Raw genomic sequence first — 10,690 nt, 5'->3', positions numbered from 1 at the left:
TTCCCGGCAGCGCTGCGTTTTCAGCAGCAGAGAAGCGAGATTATGAACCGTGTTTCGCAGCTCGTCAACAACTTTCTGCACTACATCGTTGCGACTGCGGGGCCATCTTTCTGCGCCGTCGGGCTCGTGACTTCCGAACCTCAACAGAGCACCGCTTCCCTTCCTTCCGCACCGCGTTTCCGTTGGCGCGAAAGAGGCGTGATTCTATGCATCCGCCCCCGTCCGCGCAAGCCTTTTGTGAAGAAAGTTTGAAAAAGCCCCCGTGCGCTACCGCTCACGGGAGGCTTTTGAGGAACCGGGCGAAGCAATCACGCCGAGAATCGATACAGAACGGTCAGCGGATTTGCTGCGGCGCATGGTGCCGACCGATCAGCGGTGCTTGAACACTGGCTTGCGCTTCTCGACGAATGCCGCCATCCCTTCCTTCTGGTCTTCCGTTGCGAACAGCGAATGGAACAACCGGCGCTCGAAGTGGACACCTTCAGCCAGCGTCGTCTCGTACGCGCGGTTCACCGACTCCTTGACCATCATGACCGCCGGCAGCGAGAACTCGGCGATCGTCGTCGCGGCGGCAATCGCCTCGTCGAGCAGTTTGTCGGCCGGCAGCACGCGCGATACGAGCCCGGCACGCTCGGCCTCGGCGGCGTCCATGAACCGCGCGGTCAGGCACATGTCCATTGCCTTCGCCTTCGATACCGCGCGCGGCAAACGCTGCGTGCCGCCGGCACCCGGCATGACGCCCAGCTTGATTTCCGGCTGACCGAACTTGGCCGTGTCCGCCGCGAAGATGATGTCGCACATCATCGCCAGCTCGCAGCCACCGCCCAGCGCAAAGCCCGAAACCGCAGCGATGATCGGTTTGCGGATCTCGCGGACCGTCTCCCAGTTGCGCGTGATGTAGTCGCCCCGATAGACATCCATATAAGAGTAGGCCGCCATCATGCCGATGTCCGCGCCGGCCGCGAACGCCTTCTCGCTCCCGGTCACGACGATCGCGCCGATAGCGTCGTCCGCATCGAACGCCTTCAGCGCAGCGCCCAGCTCGTCCATCAGCGCATCGTTCAGCGCATTCAGTGCCTTCGGACGGTTCAGCGTCACCAGACCGACACGACCGCGGGTCTCCACCAGGATGTTCTCGTAAGCCATCTATTTCTCCTCGATCAATGAAATGAGAAACGCCTCGCACATGCGAATAGTTTGATGCTACCATTCTCCGACCAACCGGTCGGTTAATTAATCGATCCGATCCCTCTCAACGTTCATCAGGCCGCCGCCATGACCCATGCCCTGTTCACGAAGCACGAAGACACGCTGAAACACGCACTCGCCGCCATCGAGAGCCGCGGGTACTGGAGCCCGTTCGCCGAAATGCCGAGCCCCAAAGTGTACGGGGAAAGCGCAAACGCGGACGGTGAGGCCGCGTTCAAGTCGCACCTCGACAAGACCTTCGTGCTCGACCAGCCGGCGTCCGGTGAAACGGTCGGCGCCGAGCGCTCGCCGTACGGCATCGCGCTGGGTGTCCGGTATCCGAAATCGACGCCCGACGCACTGATCGCTGCCGCAGCCGCCGCGCAGCGCACGTGGCGCGAAGCCGGCCCGAGCGCGTGGATCGGCGTCAGCCTCGAAATCCTCGCGCGCCTGAACCGCGCAAGCTTCGAAATTGCCTACAGCGTGATGCACACCACGGGGCAAGCCTTCATGATGGCGTTCCAGGCCGGCGGCCCGCACGCGCAGGACCGCGCTCTCGAGGCGGTCGCCTATGCGTGGGACGAGCTGCGCCGCATCCCGGCCGATGCGCACTGGGAAAAGCCACAAGGCAAGAACCCGCCGCTGGCGATGCACAAGCGCTATACGATCGTGCCGCGCGGCACGGGCCTCGTGCTCGGCTGCTGCACGTTCCCGACCTGGAACGGCTACCCGGGCCTGTTCGCCGATCTGGCAACCGGTAATGCCGTGATCGTCAAACCGCATCCGGGCGCGATCCTGCCGCTCGCCATCACGGTACGGATCGCCCGCGACGTGCTGCGCGAAGCCGGGTTCGATCCGAACGTCATTACGCTCCTCGCGACCGAACCCAACGACGGCGCCCTCGTCCAGGATCTCGCGCTGCGTCCCGAGATCAAGCTGATCGACTTCACCGGCAGCACGCAGAACGGCACGTGGCTCGAACGCCATGCCCACCAGGCGCAGGTCTACACCGAGAAAGCAGGCGTCAATCAGATCGTGATCGACTCGACCGACGACCTGAAGGCCGCCGCCAAGAACATCGCGTTCTCGCTGGCGCTGTACTCCGGCCAGATGTGCACGGCACCGCAGAACATCTACGTGCCGCGCGACGGCATCCGGACGGCCGACGGCCATGCGAGCTTCGACGAGGTCGCGCAAGCGATCGCGATTGCCGTACAAAAACTCACCGGCGACCCGGCACGCTCGGTCGAACTGATCGGAGCGATCCAGAACGACGGCGTGACCGCGCGTATCGACGACGCGCGCAAACTCGGCCGCGTGCTCGCGGACAGCGTGCCCCTGCAGCATCCCGCCTTCCCCGATGCGCGCGTGCGCACGCCTCTCGTGCTGCAACTCGACGTGGCCGACCGCGAGAAATTCACGCAGGAGTGGTTCGGCCCGATCTCGTTCGTGATCGCGACCGACTCGACCGCGCAATCGCTCGATCTGGCTGGGGCAATCGCCGCCGAGCATGGCGCACTGACCCTCTCCGTCTACAGCACCGACGAAGCGATCGTCAACGCCGCACACGACGCAGCGGTGCGTGGCGGCGTCGCGCTGTCGATCAACCTGACAGGCGGCGTATTCGTCAACCAGTCGGCCGCCTTCTCCGACTTCCACGGCACGGGCGCGAATCCGGCCGCCAACGCCGCGCTGGCCGACCCGGCCTTCGTCGCCAACCGGTTCCGCGTGGTTCAGAGCCGCGTCCATGTTGCCCCGAAGGCCGTACCTGCGGAAGCTGGCCAGACGGCATAACCCGAATGGCCGACGTGCAAACGCCGCCACGTTCTCTACCATGAACGAATCCGCCACCCGGCGGGTTCGTCACTCACCGATACGCTCATGACAGACGCCTACATCTGCGACGCGATTCGCACTCCCATCGGCCGCTACGGCGGCGCCCTGAAAGATGTCCGCGCCGACGATCTCGGCGCGGTGCCGCTCAAGGCGCTGATCGAGCGCAACCGCGACGTCGACTGGGCGGCGATCGACGATGTGATCTACGGCTGCGCGAACCAGGCCGGCGAGGACAACCGCAACGTCGCGCGCATGTCGGCGCTGCTGGCGGGCCTGCCCACGGCCGTGCCGGGCACGACGCTGAACCGATTGTGCGGCTCCGGAATGGACGCCGTCGGCACGGCCGCGCGCGCGATCAAGGCCGGTGAAGCGCGCCTGATGATCGCAGGCGGCGTCGAGAGCATGACGCGCGCGCCGTTCGTGATGGGCAAGGCCGCGAGCGCGTTCGCGCGCCAGGCCGATATCTTCGATACGACGATCGGCTGGCGCTTCGTCAATCCGCTGATGAAGCAGTTGTATGGCGTCGATTCGATGCCGGAGACGGCCGAGAACGTCGCGGTCGACTACAACATCAGCCGCGCGGATCAGGACCTGTTCGCGTTGCGCAGCCAGCAGAAGGCCGCGCGGGCGCAGCAGGACGGCACGCTCGCCGAGGAAATCGTGCCGGTCACGATTGCGCAGAAGAAAGGCGACGCCATCGTCGTGTCGCGCGACGAGCATCCGCGCGAAACGTCGCTCGAAGCGCTCGCGAAGTTGAAGGGCGTCGTGCGCCCGGACGGCTCGGTCACGGCCGGCAACGCGTCGGGCGTGAACGACGGCGCCTGCGCGCTGCTGCTCGCCAATGCACAGGCGGCCGACCAATACGGCCTGCGCCGCCGCGCGCGCGTCGTCGGGATGGCGACGGCCGGCGTCGAGCCGCGCGTAATGGGCATCGGCCCCGCGCCGGCCACGCAGAAGCTGCTGCACCAGCTCGGCATGCGCATCGACCAGTTCGACGTGATCGAACTGAACGAGGCGTTCGCGTCGCAAGGTCTCGCGGTGCTGCGCATGCTCGGCGTCGCCGACGACGATCCGCGCGTGAACCCGAACGGCGGTGCGATTGCGCTCGGTCACCCGCTCGGCGCATCGGGTGCGCGGCTCGTCACCACGGCGCTCCATCAACTCGAGCGTACCGGCGGCCGCTTCGCGCTCTGTACGATGTGCATCGGCGTCGGCCAGGGCATCGCGCTCGCGATCGAACGCGTGTAACCGACGCGCCGCGCGCCTATAACGAAGTCATGAAGGAGACACTGCATGTCCTATCAGGCGATCCAGCTGGATATCGATCAGGCCGCGCGCGTGGCCACGATCACGCTCAACCGCCCCGACAAGCTCAACAGCTTCACGCGGGCGATGCATCGCGAACTGCAATCGGCGCTCGATGAAGTCGAGGCGGCGGGCGCACGCGCACTGATTCTGACGGGTGCGGGACGCGGCTTTTGCGCGGGCCAGGACCTCGCCGACCTCGACTTCACGCCAGGCGCGTCCACCGACCTCGGCACGCTGATCGACGAGCATTTCAATCCGCTGATCCGCCGCCTGCAGCGTCTGCCGATTCCGGTGATCGCCGCCGTCAACGGCACGGCGGCCGGCGCCGGCGCGAATCTCGCACTTGCGTGCGACCTGGTGTTCGCCGCCCGCTCGAGCAGTTTCATCCAGGCCTTCGTCAAGATCGGACTCGTACCCGATTCGGGCGGCACGTGGTTCCTGCCGCAACGCGTCGGCATGGCACGCGCGCTGGGGCTCGCGCTGACCGGCGACAAGCTCGGCGCCGAACAGGCCGAACAGTGGGGCCTGATCTGGCGCGCGGTCGACGACGACGCGCTCGTCGCCACGGTCCGCCAGCTTGCCGCCCAGCTCGCGCAGCAGCCGACGCTCGCCATCGCGTCGATCAAGCAGTCGATGCGAGACAGCGTCACGAACACGCTCGATCAGCAGCTCGACCTCGAGCGCGATCTGCAGCGCAAGCTCGGCCAGTCGGACGACTATGCGGAAGGGGTGAAGGCCTTCATCGAGAAGCGCGCGCCGCGCTTCGAAGGGCGTTGACATGATGAACGCCACCGCCACGCTCGACCCCGATTCGCTCGCCCGCGCCACCGCGCAGGCCATGTACGACGCCGACGCCTGCAGCCGCGCGTTCGGCATGGAAATCGTCGAAGTACGCGCCGGCTACGCCCGCCTGCAAATGCGCGTGCGGCCCGAATTCCTGAACGGGCACCAGACCTGTCACGGCGGCATCATCTTCACGCTCGCCGATTCGACTTTCGCGTTCGCGTGCAACTCGTACAACCTGAATGCGGTCGCGGCCGGCTGCTCGATCGAATTCCTGCGCCCCGTGCACGGCGGCGACGTGCTGACGGCCGAGGCGGTCGAACAGGCGCGTGCCGGCCGCCACGGCATCTACGACATCCGTGTCACGAACCAGACAGGCGACACGATCGCGATGTTTCGCGGCAAATCCGCCCAGATCAAGGGCACGGTCATCCCGGAAGACCGCTGACGTCGACGGCCCGCCCATAACAAACACTGGAGACATGCATGACTACCCCGCTACCGCTCGAGCCGATCGAGACCGCCTCACGCGACGAGCTGACCGCGCTGCAGCTCGAACGCCTCAAGTGGTCGCTCCGGCACGCGTATGACCACTCGCCCGTCTATCGCCGCAAGTTCGACGAAGCCGGTGTGCATCCGGATGATCTGAAAACGCTCGCCGACCTGTCGCGCTTTCCGTTCACGACCAAGGGCGATCTGCGCGACAGCTATCCGTTCGGGATGTTCGCGGTGCCGCAGGACCAGATCTCGCGCATCCACGCGTCGTCGGGCACGACCGGCAAGCCGACGGTCGTCGGCTATACGGCCGCCGACATCGATACGTGGGCAAATCTCGTCGCACGCTCGATCCGCGCCGCCGGTGCGCGCCGCGGCGACAAGGTCCACGTCAGCTACGGCTACGGGCTGTTCACGGGCGGGCTCGGCGCGCACTACGGCGCCGAACGCGCAGGGCTGACCGTGATCCCGTTCGGCGGCGGCCAGACCGAAAAGCAGGTACAGCTGATCCAGGATTTCCGACCCGACATCATCATGGTCACGCCGAGCTACATGCTGTCGATCGCCGACGAGATCGAGCGCCAGGGCCTCGATCCCGTGCAGAGTTCGCTGCGCATCGGCATCTTCGGCGCGGAGCCGTGGACCAACGACATGCGCGTCGCGATCGAACAGCGGATGGGTATCGACGCGGTCGACATCTACGGGCTATCCGAAGTGATGGGCCCGGGCGTCGCGTCGGAATGCGTCGAGACCAAGGACGGCCCGACCATCTGGGAAGACCACTTCTATCCGGAAATCATCGATCCCGACACCGGCGAAGTGCTGCCGGACGGCCAACTCGGCGAACTCGTGTTCACGTCGCTGACGAAGGAAGCGCTGCCGATCATCCGCTATCGCACGCGCGACCTCACGCGCCTGTTGCCGGGCACCGCCCGGACGATGCGCCGGATGGAGAAGATCACCGGCCGGTCGGACGACATGATGATCGTGCGCGGCGTCAACGTGTTCCCGACACAAATCGAGGAACAGTTGCTCAAGCAGCGCGCGCTCGCGCCGCACTATCAGATCGTGCTGACCAAGGAAGGTCCGCTCGACGTGCTGACGCTCAACGTCGAGCCGTGCCCGGAAACCGCGCCCGATACCGCGGCGATCCAGGCGGCCAAACAGGCGCTGGCGTACGACATCAAGTCGCTGATCGGCGTGACGGCCGTGATCAACGTGCTGCCCGTGAACGGCATCGAGCGCTCGGTCGGCAAGGCGCGCCGCGTCGTCGACAAACGCAAGGGCTGAGGTCGCTCGCCGCGCATGCGGCGCGCAGCGGCCGATCCGCGCCTGCAAACGAAACAGCCCGGTCGGCCGATGCCGATCGGGCTGCTCTATTCCAAAGCGTCGTTCGAAGTGACGCGCACAGCATTACGCGAACCGAAATCGCATGGGCACACCGGCGATCAGACCGGCACGCCCACGCGCACGAGGCGCGCCCCGCGCCCTCAATGCCGCGTATCGTTCATGAGCGACGATCCAGCCAACCCGCGCCGCTCCGAAATCACGAATTCGGGAACAGCAGCCACATCCTGCCGACCTGCTTCATCCGGCCGGCCAGGTCGCCGGCATCGTCGCCGAGCCCCCAGAAATAGTCTGCCCGCACGCCGCCCTTGATCGCCGAGCCCGTATCCTGCGCGAACACGAGCCGGTTCATCGGCGTATTCGTCAGCGGACGCGTGGTCTGCAGGAACACCGGCGTGCCGAGCGGGATCGACGACGGATCGACCGCGATCGAGCGCTCCGGGGTCAGCGGCACGCCGAGCGCGCCGATCGGGCCGTCCGCGCCGCCGTGCGGCGCATCTTCCTTGGTCGGCATGTCGCGGAAGAACACGAAGCGCGGATTCGTGTCGAGCAGCGCGTCGACGCGCGTCGGGTTCGCCTTCGCCCAGGCCTTGATGCCCTGCATCGTCGCCTGCGCGGGCGTCAGCTCGCCGCGATCGAGCAGCCACTTGCCGATCGAACGGTACGGCTGGTTGTTGGTGCCGCCGAAGCCGACCCGCATCACCGAACCGTCGTCGAGCAGCACGCGACCCGAGCCCTGCACCTGCAGGAAGAATGCCTCGATCGGATCGTCGACCCACACGAGCTCGTTGCCGTTCAGGATGCCGGCGCGCTCGAGCTGCGCGCGTGCCGGCAGCGCGGCGCCCGCGCGATAGCCGGCCGGCCAGCGATAGAGCGCGTATTGATACGGGCCGCGGCGCACGCGCGAGCCGTGCAGCAGCGGCTCGTAATAGCCGGTCACGAGCCCGTCGAGCGTCCCGTCGGTATTCGCGAGCTGGAACGGCGTGAAATACGTTTCGAAGAACGTGCGTGCGCTGCTGACGTCGAGTTCGTCGAGCCGGTCGGCGGCCGCGCAAGCGCGCGCCCAGGCGGGCTGGCGCGCGAGCCGCGCGCAGTTCTGCCGCAGCGCGGCCGTCGCGCCGATCAGCGAATCGTCCTGCCAGCCCGGCACCTGCTGCCACGCGACCGGCGTGAGCCGCTTCGCGGCGACCTGCCCCGGCACGATCGCCGCGCCGGTCGGCGGCTTCAGCGCGGAGGTTCGCGTCGGCGCGCCGCCGCACGCGGCGAGCAGCGCCGCCGCTGCGGCTGCGGCCATCCACCCGGCCAGCCGGGGCCCAAACCACATACAATGTCCGTTCTTGATGGAAACCGCCATGTCAGATTTTCTCGACCAATATCCGATGCTCATCTTCGCGCTCGAAGCCTTCGTAGCGCTTGCCCTGCTGATCTTCATCGTCGTGTGGACGTCGTCGGGCAGGAAGAAGCACGCCCGCAGCAACGACCGCAAGCTGCGCTGAGCGCCGCCGCGCGCTCGATTCAATGCAACGTGCGCGGCATGTGCAGCGCAAACTCGTCGACCGGCGCCTCGAAACGCTCACCGTCCTCCGCCACGCAGAAGTACGCACCGCGCATCGTGCCGACCGGCGTCGCGATCACGGCCCAGCTCGTGTATTCGAAATGCTCGCCCGGCTGCAGCAGCGGCTGGTGGCCGACGACGCCGAGCCCCTTCACTTCCTGCACGTGGCTCTCGCTGTCCGTGATGATCCAGTGGCGCGCGATCAACTGGGCCGCGACCTGTCCCGTGTTGCGGATGGTCAGCGTGTACGCGAATGCGTATTGACGGTGATCGGGGTCGGATTGTTCCGGCAAGTAGCTGGTTTTCACCGAAACGGTGAACTGATACTGACTCATGGTGTGTCCGCTGTAGGTAACCGCGCGCGCCGACTCGAGCGGCCGGGCCGCGGGCGCGCTGCATTGGTTCGGCATTCTATGCGCAATCGGGTCGTAACCGCACGGCCTGCCGCCGCGCACCGGGTCGCCGGACGGTAGAATGACGGTTTTGCGCCGCAACGTCCCCCGCTCCCCTGTCATGACTCAATTCCGCATCGCTCCCAGCATCCTGTCGGCCGACTTCGCACGGCTCGGCGAAGAAGTCCGCAACGTGGTCGCCGCCGGCGCCGACTGGATTCACTTCGACGTCATGGACAACCATTATGTGCCGAACCTCACGATCGGCCCGCTCGTCTGCGAGGCGATCCGCCCGCACGTGCAGGTACCGATCGACGTGCACCTGATGGTGCGCCCGGTCGACCGGATCGTGCCCGATTTCGCGAAGGCCGGCGCGAACCTGATCAGCTTCCACCCGGAAGGCTCGGACCACATCGACCGTACGCTGTCGCTGATCCGCGACCACGGCTGCAAGGCCGGCCTCGTGTTCAATCCGGCCACGCCGCTGAACTACCTCGACCACGTGATGGACCGCCTCGACTTCGTGCTGCTGATGTCGGTAAACCCGGGCTTCGGCGGCCAGTCGTTCATTCCGGAAACGCTGAACAAGCTGCGCGAGGCACGCGCCCGCATCGACGCGTACACCGAACGCACGGGCCGCGAGATCCTGCTCGAAGTCGACGGCGGCGTGAAGGCCGACAACATCGCGGAAATCGCGGCAGCCGGCGCCGACACGTTCGTCGCGGGTTCGGCGATCTTCGGCAAGCCCGACTATCGCAAGGTGATCGACGAGATGCGCGCGGCGCTCGCCACCGTCGAGCGGAGCTGACGCCGTGGCCGACTCGTCGTTCGCCGGCCACGCGCCGGCCGGGGCCGCCACGGGCGCGGCCGCGATCCGCTTTGCCGCACCGCGCATCGAGGCCGCGCTGATCGACCTCGACGGCACGATGGTCGACACGGCCGACGATTTCACGGCCGGCCTGAACGGGATGCTCGCGCGGCTCGGCGCGCCGGCCACGTCGCGCGACGAAGTGATCGGCTACGTCGGCAAGGGCTCCGAACACCTGATCCAGAGCGTGCTGAAGCCGCGCTTCCCGGCCGATGAAGCGCACGCGCGCTTCGACGACGCGCTCGCGATCTACCAGACCGAATACGCGAAGATCAACGGTCGCCACACGCGTCTCTATCCGGACGTGGCGGCCGGGCTCGACGCGCTGCGCGCGGCCGGCATCCGGCTCGCGTGCGTGACGAACAAGCCGCACCGCTTCGCGGTCGAACTGCTCGAGCAATACGGGCTGGCCGGCTGCTTCGGCATCGTGCTCGGCGGCGACAGCGTCGCGCGCAAGAAGCCCGATCCGCTGCCAATGCTGACGGCCTGCGACGCGCTCGGCGTCGCGCCGGGCACCGCGGTCGCGATCGGCGACTCGGAAAACGACGCGCTGGCCGGCCGCGCGGCCGGGATGGCGACGCTGACGGTGCCGTACGGCTACAACCACGGCAAAGCTATACAAACGATAAATTCGGATGGTATAGTCGATTCGTTGCTGGTCGCGGCTCGCGCAATTTCCGCGCACAACGCCGGCCGGCCAACCCTCTGATTATTTCTTCCATCCGCATGTTTCTGAATAAAAAACGGAGTCTGAGCAGCATCGACCGGGGAGCCTGGCCCTGGCGTCGCTGGTCGCGCTAACCTCTTCGATGAGGTACGCTGAAGCACGTCTTCAGCGCCGTTTTTTATCTCGCTGCGCATCCGCGCGCCGATCGTCGCACTACCTCGAGTTCCACCGCATCCGAACGCTTGCGTTCA

11 protein-coding genes are annotated in these 10,690 nt (G+C 66.6%); 8 read left to right on the top strand and 3 right to left on the bottom strand.

Annotated features, from left to right (window positions below; genetic code table 11):
- Window positions 1-252, top strand: a 252-nt coding sequence (locus WS95_RS35510; RefSeq protein WP_218921608.1) for a hypothetical protein, incomplete at its 5' end; no start/stop codon positions are given.
- A gap of 117 nt (window positions 253-369) precedes the next feature.
- Here WS95_RS35510 and WS95_RS30065 read toward each other — a convergent pair.
- Complete coding sequence (locus WS95_RS30065; protein ID WP_034209849.1) at window positions 370-1,146, bottom strand: enoyl-CoA hydratase; 777 nt, start codon at window positions 1,144-1,146, stop codon at window positions 370-372.
- Window positions 1,147-1,275: 129 nt separating this feature from the next.
- Between WS95_RS30065 and paaN the strand changes: the two genes are divergently transcribed.
- The 5 genes from paaN (at window position 1,276) to paaK (ending at window position 6,900) form a co-directional block, all read left to right on the top strand.
- Window positions 1,276-2,982, top strand: a complete 1,707-nt coding sequence (paaN, locus tag WS95_RS30060; RefSeq protein ID WP_059780265.1) for a phenylacetic acid degradation protein PaaN — start codon at window positions 1,276-1,278, stop codon at window positions 2,980-2,982.
- Window positions 2,983-3,069: 87 nt separating this feature from the next.
- Complete coding sequence (pcaF, locus tag WS95_RS30055; protein WP_059827642.1) at window positions 3,070-4,272, top strand: 3-oxoadipyl-CoA thiolase; 1,203 nt, start codon at window positions 3,070-3,072, stop codon at window positions 4,270-4,272.
- Window positions 4,273-4,317: 45 nt separating this feature from the next.
- Window positions 4,318-5,109, top strand: a complete 792-nt coding sequence (gene paaG / locus WS95_RS30050) for a 2-(1,2-epoxy-1,2-dihydrophenyl)acetyl-CoA isomerase PaaG (RefSeq protein WP_034209846.1) — start codon at window positions 4,318-4,320, stop codon at window positions 5,107-5,109.
- Between the two features lies 1 nt (window position 5,110).
- Window positions 5,111-5,563, top strand: a complete 453-nt coding sequence (gene paaI / locus WS95_RS30045; RefSeq protein ID WP_059499657.1) for a hydroxyphenylacetyl-CoA thioesterase PaaI — start codon at window positions 5,111-5,113, stop codon at window positions 5,561-5,563.
- 38 nt (window positions 5,564-5,601) lie between these two features.
- Complete coding sequence (paaK, locus tag WS95_RS30040; protein ID WP_034209844.1) at window positions 5,602-6,900, top strand: phenylacetate--CoA ligase PaaK; 1,299 nt, start codon at window positions 5,602-5,604, stop codon at window positions 6,898-6,900.
- A 256-nt stretch (window positions 6,901-7,156) separates the two neighbouring features.
- Here paaK and mltA read toward each other — a convergent pair whose 3' ends face one another.
- Both mltA and apaG read right to left on the bottom strand, forming a co-directional pair.
- Entirely contained in the window at window positions 7,157-8,389 is a 1,233-nt protein-coding gene (mltA, locus tag WS95_RS30035; RefSeq protein WP_034209879.1) for a murein transglycosylase A, read from the bottom strand.
- An 83-nt stretch (window positions 8,390-8,472) separates the two neighbouring features.
- A complete protein-coding gene (gene apaG / locus WS95_RS30030) occupies window positions 8,473-8,847 on the bottom strand; it encodes a Co2+/Mg2+ efflux protein ApaG (RefSeq protein WP_006477037.1) in 375 nt (124 codons plus the stop codon).
- A 178-nt stretch (window positions 8,848-9,025) separates the two neighbouring features.
- On the opposite strand from apaG, the gene rpe reads away from it, so the two are divergent.
- Both rpe and WS95_RS30020 read left to right on the top strand, forming a co-directional pair.
- Complete coding sequence (rpe, locus tag WS95_RS30025) at window positions 9,026-9,712, top strand: ribulose-phosphate 3-epimerase (RefSeq protein ID WP_006482066.1); 687 nt, start codon at window positions 9,026-9,028, stop codon at window positions 9,710-9,712.
- Between the two features lie 4 nt (window positions 9,713-9,716).
- Window positions 9,717-10,481 carry a phosphoglycolate phosphatase gene (locus tag WS95_RS30020; protein WP_059827640.1) on the top strand — a complete coding sequence of 255 codons (765 nt, stop codon included), beginning with the start codon at window positions 9,717-9,719 and terminating at the stop codon, window positions 10,479-10,481.
- The last annotated feature ends 209 nt before the right edge of the window (window positions 10,482-10,690 follow it).

Origin of the sequence: Burkholderia sp. MSMB1826 (assembly GCF_001526325.1) — a bacterium.
Lineage (GTDB): Bacteria > Pseudomonadota > Gammaproteobacteria > Burkholderiales > Burkholderiaceae > Burkholderia.
The sequence above is the reverse complement of the archived record's forward strand: the minus strand, read 5'-3'. Positions and strand labels throughout refer to the sequence as shown.

Bases quoted from the DNA above. Each gene is read 5' to 3' on its own strand.
- rpe (WP_006482066.1), top strand. From the start codon at position 9,026: ATGACTCAATTCCGCATCGCTCCCAGCATCCTGTCGGCCGACTTCGCA.
- paaN (WP_059780265.1), top strand. From the start codon at position 1,276: ATGACCCATGCCCTGTTCACGAAGCACGAAGACACGCTGAAACACGCA.
- paaG (WP_034209846.1), top strand. From the start codon at position 4,318: ATGTCCTATCAGGCGATCCAGCTGGATATCGATCAGGCCGCGCGCGTG.
- WS95_RS30065 (WP_034209849.1), bottom strand. From the start codon at position 1,146: ATGGCTTACGAGAACATCCTGGTGGAGACCCGCGGTCGTGTCGGTCTG.
- pcaF (WP_059827642.1), top strand. From the start codon at position 3,070: ATGACAGACGCCTACATCTGCGACGCGATTCGCACTCCCATCGGCCGC.
- mltA (WP_034209879.1), bottom strand. From the start codon at position 8,389: ATGAAGATCAGCAGGGCAAGCGCTACGAAGGCTTCGAGCGCGAAGATG.
- paaK (WP_034209844.1), top strand. From the start codon at position 5,602: ATGACTACCCCGCTACCGCTCGAGCCGATCGAGACCGCCTCACGCGAC.
- apaG (WP_006477037.1), bottom strand. From the start codon at position 8,847: ATGAGTCAGTATCAGTTCACCGTTTCGGTGAAAACCAGCTACTTGCCG.
- paaI (WP_059499657.1), top strand. From the start codon at position 5,111: ATGATGAACGCCACCGCCACGCTCGACCCCGATTCGCTCGCCCGCGCC.